Annotated in this window: 14 protein-coding genes; 4 read left to right on the top strand and 10 right to left on the bottom strand. The window is 32.3% G+C overall.

What is annotated here, in order from left to right; all coding sequences use genetic code 11:
• The 4 genes from Z054_RS29405 to Z054_RS0126425 all read right to left on the bottom strand — a co-directional run.
• Positions 1–2,398: FG-GAP repeat domain-containing protein (locus Z054_RS29405; protein WP_035093703.1), on the bottom strand; the 2,398-nt coding region annotated here is incomplete at its 3' end.
• A 511-nt stretch (positions 2,399–2,909) separates the two neighbouring features.
• Positions 2,910–4,064 carry an alpha/beta hydrolase-fold protein gene (locus Z054_RS0126435; RefSeq protein WP_024772999.1) on the bottom strand — a complete coding sequence of 385 codons (1,155 nt, stop codon included), beginning with the start codon at positions 4,062–4,064 and terminating at the stop codon, positions 2,910–2,912.
• A gap of 69 nt (positions 4,065–4,133) precedes the next feature.
• On the bottom strand, positions 4,134–4,925 hold the full coding sequence (locus tag Z054_RS30655) for an AraC family transcriptional regulator (protein ID WP_024772998.1): 792 nt from the start codon (positions 4,923–4,925) through the stop codon (positions 4,134–4,136).
• Between the two features lie 262 nt (positions 4,926–5,187).
• The gene (locus tag Z054_RS0126425; RefSeq protein WP_024772997.1) at positions 5,188–6,009 is read right to left on the bottom strand and encodes an alpha/beta hydrolase; all 822 of its coding nucleotides are present in this window, start codon (positions 6,007–6,009) and stop codon (positions 5,188–5,190) included.
• 339 nt (positions 6,010–6,348) lie between these two features.
• Here Z054_RS0126425 and Z054_RS30650 point away from each other — a divergent pair, with 339 nt between their 5' ends.
• The 3 genes from Z054_RS30650 (at position 6,349) to Z054_RS0126410 (ending at position 9,458) form a co-directional block, all read left to right on the top strand.
• Positions 6,349–7,212 carry a sensor histidine kinase gene (locus Z054_RS30650; RefSeq protein ID WP_161635350.1) on the top strand — a complete coding sequence of 288 codons (864 nt, stop codon included), beginning with the start codon at positions 6,349–6,351 and terminating at the stop codon, positions 7,210–7,212.
• Positions 7,205–7,900 (top strand): LytR/AlgR family response regulator transcription factor, encoded by a 696-nt coding sequence (locus Z054_RS0126415; RefSeq protein WP_024772995.1) that lies wholly within the window; start codon positions 7,205–7,207, stop codon positions 7,898–7,900. The genes Z054_RS30650 and Z054_RS0126415 overlap by 8 nt, the downstream gene beginning before the upstream one ends.
• Positions 7,901–8,186: 286 nt before the next feature.
• Entirely contained in the window at positions 8,187–9,458 is a 1,272-nt protein-coding gene (locus Z054_RS0126410) for a tetratricopeptide repeat protein (RefSeq protein ID WP_024772994.1), read from the top strand.
• A 248-nt stretch (positions 9,459–9,706) separates the two neighbouring features.
• Here the strand turns inward: Z054_RS0126410 and Z054_RS0126405 are convergent, their stop codons facing one another.
• Positions 9,707–11,353, bottom strand: coding sequence for a serine hydrolase domain-containing protein (locus Z054_RS0126405; RefSeq protein ID WP_024772993.1), 1,647 nt, complete (start codon positions 11,351–11,353; stop codon positions 9,707–9,709).
• A gap of 693 nt (positions 11,354–12,046) precedes the next feature.
• On the opposite strand from Z054_RS0126405, the gene Z054_RS31970 reads away from it, so the two are divergent.
• Positions 12,047–12,757 carry a helix-turn-helix domain-containing protein gene (locus Z054_RS31970; RefSeq protein WP_161635349.1) on the top strand — a complete coding sequence of 237 codons (711 nt, stop codon included), beginning with the start codon at positions 12,047–12,049 and terminating at the stop codon, positions 12,755–12,757.
• A gap of 121 nt (positions 12,758–12,878) precedes the next feature.
• On the opposite strand, the gene Z054_RS0126395 is transcribed toward Z054_RS31970, so the two are convergent.
• The 5 genes from Z054_RS0126395 to Z054_RS0126375 all read right to left on the bottom strand — a co-directional run.
• Positions 12,879–13,445 (bottom strand): TolB-like translocation protein, encoded by a 567-nt coding sequence (locus Z054_RS0126395; RefSeq protein ID WP_206538817.1) that lies wholly within the window; start codon positions 13,443–13,445, stop codon positions 12,879–12,881.
• Positions 13,446–13,823: 378 nt separating this feature from the next.
• The gene (locus tag Z054_RS0126390) at positions 13,824–14,702 is read right to left on the bottom strand and encodes a TolB family protein (RefSeq protein WP_024772990.1); all 879 of its coding nucleotides are present in this window, start codon (positions 14,700–14,702) and stop codon (positions 13,824–13,826) included.
• 69 nt (positions 14,703–14,771) lie between these two features.
• Positions 14,772–15,686 carry a Kelch repeat-containing protein gene (locus Z054_RS0126385; protein WP_024772989.1) on the bottom strand — a complete coding sequence of 305 codons (915 nt, stop codon included), beginning with the start codon at positions 15,684–15,686 and terminating at the stop codon, positions 14,772–14,774.
• Between the two features lie 71 nt (positions 15,687–15,757).
• Positions 15,758–16,654 carry a hypothetical protein gene (locus Z054_RS0126380; protein WP_024772988.1) on the bottom strand — a complete coding sequence of 299 codons (897 nt, stop codon included), beginning with the start codon at positions 16,652–16,654 and terminating at the stop codon, positions 15,758–15,760.
• A 59-nt stretch (positions 16,655–16,713) separates the two neighbouring features.
• Positions 16,714–18,008, bottom strand: a 1,295-nt coding sequence (locus tag Z054_RS0126375) for a serine hydrolase domain-containing protein (RefSeq protein ID WP_024772987.1), incomplete at its 5' end; no start/stop codon positions are given.

Genomic DNA, 18,008 nt, shown 5'->3' with positions numbered 1-18,008 from the left:
CTGCATTTACTTGCTCTCCTGTAGGTGTATTACCACATAGATCTTTATCATTAGTAACTCCATCACAATCATTATCCAACTGGTTTTGTGAACAACTATTATTTAAGTGCAAACGAAAATCCCATCCAGAAATAGTCAAAAGATCTAACTTATCATCTTTATTAAAATCAACATGAGAAATAAAATATGGAAAAAAACCTTCAGTATCTTTTTCAATTATATATTGAGCATAATTCCCTGAGCCATCATTAATAAGTTGCTTTTTTTGAGACCCAGTACTTGCACTACCTAAAATAGTAATATCTGGAAGAGTATCTCCATTAAGATCTAAAATATCAAAATATATAGGTAAGAAATCTATTTCAATTTTATTGAATGTAAAGTTTTCATTTCCATCATTTTCAAACCAGCCAAACTTATTATAAGTAGTGGCGTTTACAACAATATCTTTGTCACCATCATTATCTATATCAGCTCCTTTAATTAGACCAGCACTGTTTGCTATATTAGAAGAATTATCTAATATGTGGTGCGTAAATTTTCCTGTTCCATCATTTTCAAACCATAAAAAGATATCATCACGAGAAGAACTTCCTAAAACATCAATATCACCATCATCATCTAAATCAATTTTACTCACAAAATAAGCGTTCCTTACTGTTATATCATTGGATTCTAAAATTAATTCTGGCTCAAAATTTTCTGCTCCGTCATTTCTAAACAACACGAATTTATTATCATAATACTCAGATGCTCCAATAATATCTAAATCGGTATCGCCATCAAAATCAGCAATTGTAATAGAATTTGCATTTCTTGCGAATGACCATGAATTATTAATTATATTAAATTCAAAATTTCCTACCCCATCATTCTTATACCAAACGTACGCTCCATCAAAAAGATTTCCTGGTTCACGAGCTCTTTTTGCAACTCCTACTATATCCAAATCACCATCTTGGTCTAAGTCTTTTATCAAAGTAGATTTAGACCAATCTGTATAAATTACAGATTGGTCTATAAGGTGTGGTTTAAACTCATAGTCACCTAAATTTTCAAACCATGCAAAAATAGATTGGGTCCCAGATGCAATTGCAAAATCTATATCTCCATCACCATCTAAATCACCTCCTTCTATACTAGAAGCATTTTTTGAAATAATAGATAAATCAACATAAAATGCTTGAAAATTTTCTGTATTACCGTCATTCTTAAACCAAGAAAAACTATCTCTACCATTAGTACTATAAAAATCTAGAAATCCGTCTCCATCAATATCAGCAACATTGAAGGTTTCTATATTTCCCGAATGTGTAGCATTTGTATAAAGTTCTCGTAGATTAGAATTTGAAAACGTTTTAAAAATATTATCAGAATTCTCAGGGTTATTTTGAAACCAATAATAACCTGCAGCAGCAGATGCACCAGAACTACCCAAAATGTCGAGGTGTCCATCTTTATTAATATCTTCTATTTTTATGGTATTCGCTCCTCCAGCATATCCATTATCATATTCCAATTCTAGCGGTATGAAATTTTGATTACCATCATTTCTAAACCAGACATATTCGCCACTTTTTTCCGATGCTCCTGCGATATCAATATCTCCATCTTTATCTAAGTCTGCAGCGGCAACAGATATAGCTCCATAAGAGTGATCACTAGACTTATTAATAGTATTAACGGTAAAATTCTGAGCTCCATCATTCTCAAACCAAACATAAATACTCGAATTATGAGAAGCAGCAATTAAATCTAAATCTCCATCAACATCCATGTCTACAGCATTTATTTCTGATGCTCCGTTTGCATATTCTAAATCATTTGTTATTAATTGATATGTAAAATTACCTATTCCATCATTTTCATACCAACTATAGCTATCCGATGTATACGCCGCAACTAAAATATCCAAATCGGCATCTTTATCAATATCCACTAATGAAATACCTTGAATTGATGTATGTATATCACTTATCATATTTAAAGTAAATTGTTGATTTCCATCATTGGTAAAAAAGAGCAGTGAAGATTTAGTACCGCCAATTAAATCTATATCTCCATCACCATCCATGTCACCCGCTCTTATAACATAATAAAATTCTAATAACTCTTCTGATTTATTAATTATGTGAGTTGTAAAATATTCCTCTCCATTATTTTCAAACCATAAAAATGCATTTTTCCCATTGCTTATATCTGAAGTAGTTCCTATTAAATCCATATCGCCATCAAGATCTAAATCTATATGAGAAACATCATATGCACCTTCTGTAGTATAACGGTTAATCAATATTTCATTAAAATCAACTTGCGCATTTAAAACACTTATAGACAGGAATAATATAATTAAAATACATTTTTTTATTAAAAATGTACAGAAGGATATTTTTTTCATAAATTTTTATATCAAAAAAAGAATTATGTTATTTATAAATAAGGCTCGAAATTATCAATAATTTTCAACATAAATTATGTTTATGAATAAAAACATAGAGGTCATTTGACAAAAACACCTCACTATTATTATCACAAATACATTTCATTACTCGAACTTTTATATTAGTAAATGTCATTAATAAACAAAATGTTACCATAAATTTTAAAAGTTAATGTTATTTCCCATTCCACGCACCAACTCGCCCACAATTTCAAAGATTCTCAATCTTTAAAATTATGTCGTACCAAAGCAAAGTGACCCTTCGGCAAGCTCAGGGTAATACATAACGCAAGTACATTATAGTACAAATAATAGTACAAATATAATATATGAGTAAAACGGCGAATAGAACTTTTTCTGTTCTATTTTACATAGATGCAGATATAGTGCCTTTAGGTCTGTCTATATCGTCAGTATTTATGTAACAGCCGTTACGACCTAGGTTTCATTAATATTCGTAATTTCATTTCTAGAGTCTTTGTAGCCACCTTTTAGCAAGTGAAAAATCAGGGTCAATTGTCAATGCTTTTTCGTACATGACCTTAGCATTTTCAAGCTGACCTTGAGTTTGGCGTAAAAGACCCATTCCGAGATAAGAGTCCTTCTCTTCAGGATACACTTCTAAGGAATATTGAAAGATTTCTTCTGCGGCAATTAAATTCTTACTTCTTATAGTGACATAACCAAGGTCAAATATGACCGATATAGGTGTCTTGATTTCATACCCATATCGTTTTGATAACCTATCGAAATGTTGTTTCACTTTATCCAACGATTCCAGGTTTTTACGGAAATTGAAGGGTTTGAAGTCTGGATATAATGCAAGAAGAAACTGTGTAAAATCCATCGCTGGTACATGACCCTGGTTTATCAATTCATCCACTCTATAGGTAAAACTCTCTGGTTTATGGTCAGCTACAACACGAGTGAATTCAGAAACGTGATTTGTTAATCCTTCATCATCGCTGTAAATGATGTGTAGAAATCTGTTTTCCGAAAGCGTTTTTAACGGACCTGATTTTATTTTTTGTTGAAGCTCTGTCGATATGTTACTAAGGGACGGACTGCTTGCGAAGTAACCATTAAACAGAAGAGGGTTGTTAAGCAGCGTATAAACACTGAAAAACCCACTGTTAGAACCGCCAAAAAGGACTTTGAACGGAGCAGCCCGGTAGTTGTTATCAATGTACGGAATCAGCTCTGTCTCAAAAAAGTTAATATAATTATCCGGAATTGTTGTGTCTTGATCCCTTGTTGGCAACAAAATTCGATTTCCTTCGGGTAAATCTATTCCAATAAGTATCATCTCAGGAATTCGTCCTTCGCCCATGTAGTCTAGTGTAGAGGCTAACATGGCGAACCGAGCTCGGTAATCTGAACCCAACATATACAGCACAGGATAGGTTTTCCTGGAACTATCGTAGTTAGCAGGTAAATGGATTGATAGCGGAATAGTTTTGTTTAACACTTTTGACTGAAGTGAAGATATTTCGCCTAAGGAAACTGCTGGTTCACTGTGCTCTGTTAAACGAGGAGAATCAGGATCTTTTTCTGTCTTTTCTTGAGCAAAGACAGTGTTTAGCGATAAAGCACATGTCAATATCAGTAATTTCGTTGTTTTCATATTTTCTTTATTATAAATGTGTTATTTCTCATTGTTTTAATTAAGAAAGCAAACATACTTTTTGAGAGATTACCAGTCTTGTAAAATCTTGCTATTCTTTTTATAATCACCAGGAGTTACTCCTACGTATTTTTTGAAACTATGTGTAAAATGGCTTTGGTCATAAAACCCTGATTCAAGAGCAATTTCTACCAAAGGAACATCTGTATAAAAAAGCTTTTTTGAGTTTTCGATTCTAATGGTAGTTAGATATTTCAAAGGTGTTAAACCAATGTTCTTTTTAAAGCTTTTTTGTAGTTTAAATTTATTCACTTTAAACTTTTTCTGGAGCGTTTCTAAGGTGATTGATTGATTATAGTTTAAAGACAAGTAATTGAGAATATCATCGAAAGATTCGTTAGCAAATTTTTTAAAATAAGGTAGCTCATCGTTATTCAAAGTATCCAAAAAAAGGTTTTCAAGGACTTTGAAAATTGATGCTTCGTTTATGTCAAACTCACTGTTGCTATATGAGATAAAATAAGGAAGGCTTGTCAGATAAGAATAATCAGCATTTATTTTTTTTGCAACTTTTTTGATCACGTCATCGCATATATAAAGCGCCTTATAGGCCCAGGCATTGTTTTTATTGCTCCAGTTTTTATGAATTGAATAAGGGGGAATTAATTGCATTGCATTCTTACTGACCAAAAAACCTGAATTGTTATATGCAATGTTTTCACTTCCGTATTCTATATAAGCCAGACTCCAAGATTGGTGAAAATGCGAAGGGAAGTTTTTATTGATAAACACAGCAGACTTGAGTTCAATACCGTCTAGCATTGATAGTTTTGTGGTCTTTACTTTGTTTATTTCTATCATTTAAATTTGCAATTAGGTACTTGTCAAAGTATATACAACGTAGGGAATTCGTATTAGATGTCAATTGATCACCAGCATAAGGATTGGCTTAATCTTTAGCAACAATCTTTAAATTCCCTGCTGTATCGGCTATTATTTTTATACATTGTTACCAAACGTGAGTATAAATATTATTCGATATATTTGTTTCATAATTTTAAGTTTCAGTCAATTTTTACTAATAAAAAATGACCAAAATAAAACATATTGTGTTTTAGATTCGTTATTCTTTTATCAAGTCTGATAACCAATAAATACTACGTATTGCAGTCATAGGAGATGATGTTTGATGATCACCCTCAACCACAATATGTTGTAAGGTTAAACTCTCATCGTTTATGCTTTTAAGCATGGTAATGAATTTTTCGAAATGAGGGGTATCTTTCTCCTCCAATATGCCATATGAAATAAAAACATTTGCGTTCAGTTTTTTTCGCTCTTCAGCTGTAGTAGACTCAATTTCATAAATTTTCTGTATAACTTCATGATCAACTGCAAGAGCGGGACTACCAAGAATGAAATTTTTAAAGGTATTGGGGTGTTTCGATAATATGTAAGCACCAACTAAAGCACCGGCAGAATATCCAAAATAGGTACGTCTGTTAGCATCAGCCCGGTAGTTGTTTTCTATCACCTTAAAGGCATCGTTACGAAGAAAGTTCACATAACTGTCCAAATTCCCAAAGTTTATTCCTTTTGACCAGGTAAGCCCAACTATAATAACGTCTTCTATCAGAATTTCAGTGACTGCAGATAATATCTCGATATATTCTTTCGGAAAAGTAAAATAGATTACAGGGTATTCTAAATCTGTGTTTTTTTCATATCCTTTCGGTAGTTTTATGTAAAGTCTATTTAGTGTATCTGTTTCAGAATTACTGATCTGAATGACCTGAGTTCTGGGCATTTCATATGCCTTTTGTGTATCATCGTTTACCTTATTTTCTTGAGCAAAGACAGTGTTTAGCGATAAAGCACATGTCAATATTAATAATTTCGCTGTTTTTATGTTTTCTTTCTTTATTATAAAATTGTTGTTTTTCATGTTTATTTTTTTTACTTAAATGTTGAATAAATGTATAGTATATTCAATGTCTAAATCCATTAATAGGATGAACCCAATAATTAAATGATAAAACCATTTCGTCATTGATATCCCGCTTTTGTATAATAATTAAGATGATTTCTGTGCATAGATGGTATATTTAACCGATTATTATATGAATTTATGCTTAACAGGTCATTAAAAAATACAATCCTAATAAATATAGGCGCCTTTTTATTGGTACTTATACTTGAGATATTAAGTATGTGGGCGTTTAAGGATAGATTTGATACTAATTATTCTTTTTTCTTACATGGTCTTAAGTATACAATTGCCATTATGGCCATCATATGGATAAATCATTTCGTTTTCATTCCATCTTTTTTTGATAAGAGACGCTATTTTTTATATACGATACTTCTTATGGGGAGTGTTTTTATTGTGGCCTATTTGAAAGGATATGGTAAGGGTGGCTGGTATGGTGTTTATAAAATGATCTTTTATCTAATTTATACTACTGGAGCCGGAATGGCTGCCTTTTTTTTGAGAAAAAATATGATCATCCAAAGAGAAAATGCTGAGAAAGAAAAGTTACAAAAAGAAATGGAGCTTAATTATTTAAAAGCACAGGTAAATCCACATTTTTTATTCAATTCTTTAAATAGTATTTATTCGCTTTCGCGGAAACAATCATTAGAAACTCCAGACCTTGTTATGCAGCTCTCAGAATTATTGAGGTATCAACTAGAAAGTTCTAAAAAAGAGATAGTTCTATTAAAAGAAGAGCTTGAGTTTATAGAAAATTATTTATTACTTGAAGAAAAAAGATTGAGTAAACGTTGTACTATTGAATTTTTAATTGACGGAGAATTGTCAGGCTTAAGGATTTCTCCAATGTTGCTCATCCCTTTTGTTGAAAATGCTGTTAAGCATGGTGCCCAAAGTACGAATGAACAGAGTACCATTGATATTTCTGCCACTATAAAAAACACTACGCTTCATTTTTGTGTTGATAATTCAAAGCCTCACAAAGTTTCTTCATTGAAAAAAACAGGACTGGGTCTCGAAAATGTGAAAAGACGTTTAAATCTTTTATATCCTAACTCTCACGTATTGGAAATTGATGATAAAGAAGAAAAATATCATATAAATTTATCTATTGATTTAGCAGTTTCAAAATTAAAAAAAACAGTTAATGATTAAAGTTGGTATTATAGATGACGAAATACTAGCACGTAAAGTACTAGAAGACTATTGTTCTAAAATTGACAATTTAGAATTAGTATTAAGTACAGGAAATCCACTTGAATTTATCAATTTCACTCAGCAAAATGAAGTTGACCTCATTTTTCTTGATATAGAAATGCCTGAACTTAATGGCATGGAAATTTTGCGTTCTATGATAAAACCACCTAAAGTTATTTTGACTACTGCTTATTCTGAATATGCATTAGAAAGTTATAATTATGGTGTTGTAGATTATTTATTGAAACCTATAAAAATTGAACGCTTTTTGAAAGCAATAAACAAAGTTTCATCTTCAAAAATAACACAACCTAAAAAAAACAGTGGAAGTGAAGAACTTCAAATAAAACATGATGGAATGTCCGTTAATATTTCATTTAAATCAATTCTGTATATTCAGAGTTTTGGAAATTATTTGAAAATCTTTACCGATTCAAGAATGTATCTTATATCTGAAACGCTAATTAATATCACTACATTATTATCTGAAAATTTCCAACGCACACATAAATCATACATTGCCAATTTAAATAGAGTTTCAAAAGCAAGTAGAACCCATTTGTTAATTGAAGATAAAAAAGTACCTGTAAGCGCTATGTATAAGGTTGTTGTATTTGAAAAATTGGAAGTTTTAGCGAAATTATAAAATATTCACTCTAATTCTAAACCATTCCACACACATTTACTCATTAGATAATATTGTTTTAAGAAATCGTGAACCGAAAATGGTTTCGCTTCCCTCCTGCCCATTCGACACTTCGACAAGCTCAGTGTGACAATGCAAGAAAAATTGCATGTATCGTTGAACCTTAATTTAGAAGAAGTATTATTCCTATAAATTATACGGTTTTCAGGGATAAAACTGATCTGGAATTTAAATTATATTTACGCTCTAAATAACTAACAACAAATACAATAATAAAACCCCTAAGATGAAAGAAGAAATAAAATGGTTTGAAGAAATGACCCAATACCTATTCAAAGAATACAAATCCTTGTTTTTAAAAAAGGTGGTGGGTTATGAAAAAGGGTCTATAAAAAAAATTGCCCTTTTAAGAAACCAGTACCTAGATTATGATGACGATGATAATGATTATATTGTTGTTGACTACTCATTAGGAATCTATTCTAAGGATCAGATGCAAGTGTTAAAAAATAAAATAGATGAATCATCTAATAGCTACGTTTTAGAGGATGTTAAAGACCTTTGGGGACCACCATTACTAAATGCAGCATGGGAAAAAAGCTACGACTATAGTACTGATTTTGAGATGTTTCAGCACTGCACTGTACTGGCTAGTATAGCGCAAAAGCTATTAGAGGACACAGAAATTAAACCTTATGTTATGAAAAAAACCTCGGTCTTTACAAAAAGCTTTGGCGATTTTAACGAGGAGTGCATGTTGCCCATGTATAAAGGAACAATTCCTGAAACCAAAATTCGTAAAAAAGTCATAGCTGATTTTGTTACTACTGATGAAAATAAAAAATTGTTGCTGTCGCTTTGGAATAAAGAAATCACAGAACCAGGAAAAACCCTTTTTAAGAAAATTGGTATTAATCCATTACCAAATTACCCTAGTAAAAGCGATATTAGTAAAGAGTTATTTAAAGCGCGACATATACTGGTTAAAAAGGAAGAGGATGGAGAAAGTAAAGAGGTACGTAATAAAGCAGCTATAGCAAGTCTGGAACCGTATTTAGAAGACATTAAACCGTATACTGGAAAAAAATCAAAAAAAATAACGGAAGCTATTAAAGAGCATGAAAGCGCATGCAATTATTTGGGGTTATGGTATAAGGGATTAAAGGACTATGACCATGCAGAAAAATGGTGGAAACTTTGTTATCAAATCCTACCTACAGAGGCGGGTGCTTTAAACCTTTGTTTAATCTATAAAAACAATAAGCCTAATTACCCAGAATTTTTAAAAATCTGTGAGTATTTAACATCTATTTATAACAAATTGTCTTCATATAGTCAAATGTATGCATGGGAATACTTAGCGACTGCTTATGTGCTGAATGAAGAGATAGAAAAAGCAAGTAATACCTTTAAAACACTTATAAAAGATAACCCAGATGAGGAGATATCGTATTACAAATCATTAGCAAATAAAGCGTTAGACAAATTGTTTGAACAAAAAGAAAAAGATGAAAAACTAAAAAACAAATTGCTAAATGTCTTTGAATCACAAAAATAAAAAAAGGTGAATCTTAATGAAAAAGACTATAATTAGCACATATTCAGAAAAAAAATAAAAGATAATTTTAGATTGGATTAAGACTTTTGTAAAAGATGAAGCTCTTATATACACATTTTGCCTTTACTCCTATTCCCTTTCAGCAAAAAGCGTATTCTATTACATTTTAAATAAACATTTTATGTAGAACTTCAATTAATCTTTTTTAATGTTTCATGGCAAAATTCAGGGCAGCATATCAACTGGTTTTATTGTTTTTCTAGTATTGCAGGTAATATATAATCAGTCATCATTTTATCAACATCTATGCGAGCACCTGGTTTACCATATGCAGAGGCAGTGATAACCACAACAAAAGGAATGTCTTTAAAAACAAGAATCTTATTACCCCCATTGCCAGCGCAAAAAGAAACTTCATAATTTATGCCATTTACTTTATATATATTATTCCAAAAAAGGTAACCATAATATCCATCTTCTATTCCTGCATAAGATTGCGATACTTGTTTGGCTAAACTTTTTTCTACCCATTCTTCAGTTAAAATTTGTTTACCATTCCAAAGTCCTTTGTTTTTATATAATTGTCCATATTTTGCAAAATCGATAGCTCGTAGTTCTACGCCTCCACCAGTATATGCAACATTTTGAGGGGTATAAAACCATTTATAATTGGTAATACTTAAGGGAGTAAATAATTTTTTATCTGCATAGGAAACGAGTCCATTTGGAACAGATTGATGAATGATATCCCCTAGCAAACCAACACCAGCAGTAAAGTAATTATAGTCTTTGCCTATTATCTTGTCTTTATGCATGGGCAAATCTAAAGCAAACTTCACCCAGTTATCAGTAGATTGCATCTTATCTTCAGTACCTGGACTTTCATCATCCCAATCATCACCTAGAAATCCAGAGCTCATGGTTAAAAGCGATTTTAGGGTTACAGCATCTTTTTTTGCACTATAATTTTTATATGATTTTAAATCGTAAAAATCTTTTAGCAAAGTATTTTCGTCTTTTATGAATTTATCTTCAATAGCAATCCCTAGTATTGTAGAGGCAAATGACTTTCCTACCGACCTAGTGTTATGCAAACTATCTCTTGTTGCATCGTTAAAGTATTCTTCTATTAAAAGTTCTCCTTCTTTTATTACTACAATTCCGTTAATATCCTCAAATCTACCTTCTGCTATTTTTCTATTGAGTGCTTCAATTTTATTGTTATTAAAATTATCTTTAGAAATTTCCCAACCACTATTAGGCTGTATTTTCTGAACAGGCACTAAACTTTCATCTATAACTATTTTAGGAACTTCTACAGCGATATTTCCTTTTGCCAAAAGAGAACCAACTTTTAATACATCTCCTTTTAAATAAGGTCTTACTTCGATACTTAAAGTATGGTTTCCTTCTGTAAATGCATCTAACCCACCATTAATTTTCATAAATCTTTGCCACATATACCAACCCCAAAAATTTATTCGCTCTGGGGCTACTAATGGTATTACTTGTCTAAGTTTCTCTGTTTTCCTGGTTTTTGGTCCAGCTCCGGTGTTTAAGTTCTCTACATAAATTATTTTCTCATCGACTATATATGAAAATTGAAAATTCCCTTTGCTTAATAATTCATCTTCAGATAAGGTTGGGGCTAATTCTTGAAGGCTTTGTATCAATGGTTTATCTAAGTTAAAAACAATACTTAGGTAAGCATCGTTATGTAAATTAAATTCTTTTGAATAATTCTCTATTCTACCTTTAACTTTTGTATAGTCTACTGTTGAAAAATATAAATTTTCTATTTCGATTGAATTCGCATTATTTGATTTTGACTGACTATTATTTTTGCATGATATTAATAGACATACAATAAATACTAATAAATAATTGGATTTCATAGTTATATTAATTTTAGCTTTAATTGAGTTCAAAATTAGCGTAAGAGTATTTTTAAATTGACATTGCTATTTCTTACATTAATTTTTGTAAAGAAAACTTTTTTTTGTCACCAGATGTAACAATTCTCGTTATTAGATGTCCTAAACTATAGTATCAGACTATTTTGTTAACCCATACATAAATAAAGATCAAATTCTAACTAAATGAAATGATAATAAATAGTAAACATATTTTTATGTTAGATTAAAATATGACAATATTAAAATTTTGAGTGGATGAGTATATCGCTATATGAGCTTTTTCTGGTATTGATTATTGGTCAGTGTATTTTTTTGATTTTTGCCATTCAGTATATCCCTAAAAAGCATACAGGAGCAAATAGGGCTATACAGTACTTATTAACTATTTATAGCCTTTTTTTATTCGAAAGAGCTATGGGCCATCAATTTGAAAGAGATTTTTTGAGGCTATATGGTAATATCATTAATACTTTTTATCTTTTTATTGGGCCTTTAGTTTACACGTATATTAGGCGGTTACTTTTTTACAAAAATGGAAATCATCAGTTAGCATACTATCACTATTTGCCAGCTCTATTGTATTTAGTATACTGTTTTTTTCATGTTTATATTTATGATTCAATAAAGGATTTAAGCAGTTATTTTAACACTTTATTGTTTTGTAACGACGTCATGTTTTTTGTTTTTATCTCGGCTTATTTATTCAAATCTAATAGACTACTAAATTACTATAAGAAGAATGAAGGACAAGAACTATCCTTTAATCAAACCATAATAAAATATATAGAGATTATGCTGATTGGTTTGTTGGTTTATATGATTTTTTGGTTGTTAGGCATTGTTGAACGCTTTGTTGTTAAATTACCAATTGATATTAGAATGATTTGGGATATATCATGTTTAATCTTTGGTATACAGATTTATATAGTAGGTTTTTATAATTTAAAACATCCAGAAATATTCAAAATTCGTTTTCCTTCTAAGAATGAAAATATACCTAAAAGAAAGAATATACTTGACGAAAATGAAATAAGCAAGATTCAAAATCTAGTTGATATTTTTTTTAAGGAAAATAAAGGATATAGACGACCAGAATTAAGTTTGTCAATTTTAGCTAATGAAATTAATACTACAACTAATAAATTATCATGGGTTCTCAATAATATTTATAAAAAAACTTTTTACGAACTGGTTAATGAATATAGAGTTGAGGATTTCTCACAAAGAATCAAAAAAAATGACCATAAAGAATTTACAGTTGTATCTATAGCGTTTGATGTTGGATTTAATTCTAAATCTACTTTTTATAAGGCATTCAAAGAAATAACAAATTTTACTCCTACAGAGTATATTAAAAAGGTTGAAAACTCACAAAGACAATGAGTATTAATAAATATGTAGGTTCATGTTACAAGTGCAATATTTGGCTATTAATTTCTAGAGAAGTTTTTTAGGAGTTTCAAATTTTTGATTTTCATATTTATTCCTTTTGTTAAATGAGTTGTTATTGAGGTCTAAGATTCTCAATAACCCGAGCATCTACCCAGAATATATCCCCATCCCCATCTGCTTTATTAAAGAAAAAATATTTTCCGTCTGGAGTTACGTATCCTCCAGATTCCCCAGAACTAGTATTAATTTTATCTCCCATATTAATGGCAACACCCCATGAACCGTCTTGCTGTCGAAAACTGATATACAGGTCAGAATCACCATATCCACTGTCTTTTTCACTATCCCAGATTAAATAAGACTCATCTGGCGCAATGAAGGGATGGGCTGTCCATTTTCCTGTGTTGATCACTGGCCCCATCTTCTTTGGCGCTTGGCGCTTGCCGTCTTTGAGCGTTGATATGCGGATTACATCGTTGCTTTTATAATCGTCAAAAACATAGGTTCCTTTGGTGGATGCCGACAAGTGCATAATACCCCAGTCTTCCCTGTCAAACATGGGACCGAGACTTTTTACCTCTGACCAACCAGTCTCGGTACGCTCCATATATTTACTGCCCAAGTGCATGGTTTTACCATCAGGAGCAAAGATGGGTCGACCTACCCTTGGTCCCACCACAGACTCGCGCCATCGATTATTTTCGGATTTAAAAACAACTAACGACCATTTTTTATTTTTGACATCTTTCCTAGTAAAATAGAACTCTTTCATGTCGGGTGAGAAGAAAGCGCTAAGGTCACGATGCTCTGTCGAAACAATTCCAGGAGCGAAAACTTCAGGTGTTAAGCCAGGTGGCTTTTGCCCAAGATAAAGTCCCTCTAAGAGTGGAAAACTAGAATCGTTTTCTATATTTTCTTGAGCAAACGCAGTGTTTAGCGATAGGGTGATTGTGAGTATTAGTAGCTTAATCTTTTGCATGCTTTCTTTTTTGTCAGTGTGGGTGCTCCGCAATTGATTTATCAACTCTTCATTGCTGTTTATTTAGCTGACTTCTGGTTAACGCAGAAATGTCGCTTTTCTACCATGAGAGAGAATCTTTTTTACTGAAGAACCATCCTTATTCATAATATAAATATGAGATTCTTTATCCTTATTGGTTGATGAAAAAATTATTTTAGAACCATCAGGGGACCAGGATGGGTGCCAATTACCAACATTATTAAATGTTAATCGTTTTTGATTAGAACCATCTATATTCATCACATAGATTTCATGATTCCCATCTCTATCAGACATAAAAACGATTTGCTTGCCATCAGTAGAAACCTCAGGATGCCATTCTTCAGCTTCATTATCTGTCAAATGGATAATGTTGCTACCATCAATATCTGCTATGCTTATCTCACCTTTTTTATCTTTGTATTCCGAAGTAAATACTATTCTCCCATCTGGAGTAAAATAAGGGTTACTCCCTTTCAGTGATTCTATTTGAGTCCTTTCGCTACCATCTGGATTCATAATCCAAATTTCTGCCTGCCAAACGCCTTCCGAATCTTTATATTCTCTTGCAAAAGCAATTTTTTTTCCATCGGGAGTCCATTCAGGTGCACTATCCCATTTATTTTTTGCATGAGTTAATCGTTTGCTATTCGTACCATCACGGTTCATTGTATGAATAGACCAAGTCTTTCCGTCATCAAGATATACTCGAAAAGCAAATGTTTTTCCGTCAGGAGACAAAGCTAAGTAATCACCATTCGTATTTATAATTTTAACATTTGATTTACCTTCTTTATCGCTTGAATAAATTTTTACTACTCCCTTTGAAGTATAGGCAATTGTATAGGACGATGATTTAGATTTGTCACTATTCTGGCAATAAGCATTGACAGATAGTAAAGTCAAAAAAATGGTTAAGGTTTTTACATACTTCATATTCTTTATTTAATTGATTATCAAAATTTTATCTAACTCCTAAAAGAGTTCTTTATCAGTTGCTGGCTCTTAATCAACCAGTGTCCCTTCATATACAGTATCATATTTGTTAAAATCAGTATCATTCCCTCCAATCATATAAATCTTACCATTGAGTGTAGTAATACCTCCTATCTGTATTGGTTTGGGTAAATTGGTTGATTTAATCCATGTATCGTTGGTTGTATCATAAATATATACACTTGAAACGGCTTTTTCGGCTTTGTTTTGCCCTCCGGGAAAAATAATTTTATCATTTATTACCGCACTACCAAGCAGAATTGAAATCCAAACAGGACAATTCTTTTTTGTTTCCCATGTATCAGAAAGCGTATCATACATCCATAAAACATCGCCACAAAGCACATAAATATTGTTCCCGACAGCAGAAATTACTGGATCCCCATAAGGCGTAGGTAGAGGGGATAAGGTTTGCCATGAATTTGATTTTGGATTATAAACTTCGTTATTTTCGGTTTTTACGATTTTATTTGTTCTGTTAGACTTAGTTATTCCGCCCATAACATAGATTTTATCATCAACTACGCATGAAGTGTTGTGTTGTCTTCCTGTTGGCATTGGCGCCAATACATTCCACGTGTTGTTCAAAGGATTATAGGCTTCTAGTCTATCTAGTGGACCTCCTGCTCCTCCTGCTCCACCAATAGCATAAATTAATCCATCTATTTCTACCAAATTTACATTCCATCCCCGAGTAATCATATTTGTTGTTTTCTTCCATGTATCCTTAACGACATTATATTCATAAACTCCTGAAATTTTAGAATGTGCCTCCATAAAATAGATATTATTATTGCAGCTTACTGCTGCTCCTCTCATAGGTTGTGGAAGCTTTGCCTTTTCCTTCCATTCTATTTTTTGAGCATATACTCCTGAAAAAATAAATCCTATTAGTAGAAATAAAATAACCCTTCTTTTTTTCATTGTAGTTTTGTTTTTCATGGGTTTTATTACTTATAAATGTTTGCTAATTATTATTTTCTATATGTTCCGCGCTATTTTGGTCTGAGATTCTCAATAACAAGAGCATCTACCCAATACCTTTTTCCTACATAATTAGTACTTCCATCTTCATTGACCTTCCACTCTCCCCTAGTAAAAAATAGATATTTTCCATCATGTGTCACATGTGGAGCGCTTTCCTGCATTTCAGTATTTATGGTAGAGCCCATATTCATTGCGGGTAACCAAGAGCCATCTTTCTTTTTAAAACTGATATAGAGATCCGCTTGCCCATGCCCGTCTTCTCGTACTACATCCCATATTAAATAGGATTCATCTGGAGCAATGTATGGATGAGCAATATCTTTTCCTGTATTGATCTCTCTACTCATTTTTACTGGATTTTCACGTTTGCCGTCTATGAGGCGTGAATAACGCATGGAGCCCTTTCCTTTGTCTTCCTTTTTATAAACAGTAAAATAATAGGTTCCATTAGATGAAACCGACCTACCATGCGCCATGTCTTTTAAGAACTCTCCAGGGCTTTTAAGTTCCGACCAGCCAGTGTCGGTTCGTTCTCTATATTCCTTTCCTATATACATAATTTTGCCATCGGCAGAGAATTGTGGCCATCTTATATATGTCTCAGATTCGTTTCCCCATCGATTGTTTTCGTATCGAATAACAAAAAATGTCCGGTTTTTGTATTTCCCATTTTTCCTGGTGAAATAGTACTCCTTCATATCTGGTGAAAAACTACCACCTTCAAAAAGCCCTTCAGGAGAAAGAATGGCAGGAGCAAATTCTACAGGAATTAAGCTCGGTGGCTTTTCTCCAAAATAGGCAGTTTCTAAGACTGAAAAATTAGGATCGTTTTCACTATTTCCTTGAGTAAAAGCTGTATTGATTGAAATGACAAATGCCAATATTAATAATTTCGTTTTTCTCATTGTTTAAATGTTTAATAAGGGTCTAGATATTTGATGTACTATATCCTTTGTAGGTCAATTTATTCAAGATCAAACAACCCAGATTTGGAAAGCTGTCGAGAAATGACATCAAGTTGACTCCTTTCACGATCTGTATTGGCAGTTCCGAAAAATGCAATTACCAAATCTTTCGAGGGTGATACATAAAGGCCTTGACCTCCATGGGCACCTTTATGAAAATCACCATCATCGTATACTGCGCCCCATTGATAACTGCTATATTTCATTTCTTCTAAATCCCGTGACGTCTTGAGGTTTTTATTCACATTCAGAATTTTAGATAAGTGCGCATCAGAAATTATTGGATTGGCGCTCTTTCTACCACTAGGCGTAAAAGCAAGACCAAATCTAGCAAGGTCTCGAAGTGTTGTTGACATGCCATCGGCATATGAAATAGAGGTTCCATTCTTATTGATTGCTAAAAGGGCGCTATGTTCTGATCCTATCTTTTTCCATATTTCCTGTTCCAAAAAATCGCGAAAGGTAAGACCACTCATTTTTTCAACGAGTAGCGTTAATAACATAGCATCGACATTCGACCATTGACGCTCCATTCCTGATGGCTTAGCAGACTTTGCTGTAGCTAAATCTTTAATTGGGTCAAAACTCACCTCATACGTCTCCAATGGGACACGATCAATTCCGGAACTCATGGCAAGAATATCTAGTACCGGAACACCTTCCCAACCTGAATTTTTAAGGGCATCAAAGTAGTAATCAATGGGTTTGCTAGTATCGATTAAACCTCTATCCTCCAAAATGGCAATTGAAGTACTAACAAAGACTTGGGTTATTACCATATTAATATGCAAATCGGTTGGGAACATTCTCGGATAGCCTTCAAAGACGATTTTGCCTTTATGAATTATAATTAACCCATTAACTTCTACTTGTTGCACATAGTCGTTTAATGATAGCCCACCTCCTTTTTTTAAATCTGTTGTGGTAATAAAATTTTTCACATCATCTCTTGGCGCTTCTTCAAGAATTTTTGGTGTATCTGACCTAAGTATGCGTGAGTGTTCCTTTATTTGGGAGAAGTTTAAATAAAAATACCGTTCCAAATCGCCGTATTCGGTCCAATTGCCTCCTTCGTAAATACGTTTATGGAATGCATAAATTTCTTCTTTTGTAAATCCGGAATAATTATACGTTTCATATTTTGGACTTGTAGTACTTAAGATATCAGAGTTCTTTTTTGGCTCGTTTTTACATGAAAGAAAAAGAAGCATTAAAAGTAATAGCCCTGTTGTTGTTTTTATAGTTTTTACTTGTTTCAAATTATTAGTTTCCATTTTTTCCTTCCTTTTTAATA

Origin of the sequence: Aquimarina macrocephali JAMB N27 (assembly GCF_000520995.1) — a bacterium.
Lineage (GTDB): Bacteria > Bacteroidota > Bacteroidia > Flavobacteriales > Flavobacteriaceae > Aquimarina > Aquimarina macrocephali.
This window is presented reverse-complemented; position numbering and strand designations above follow the sequence as displayed.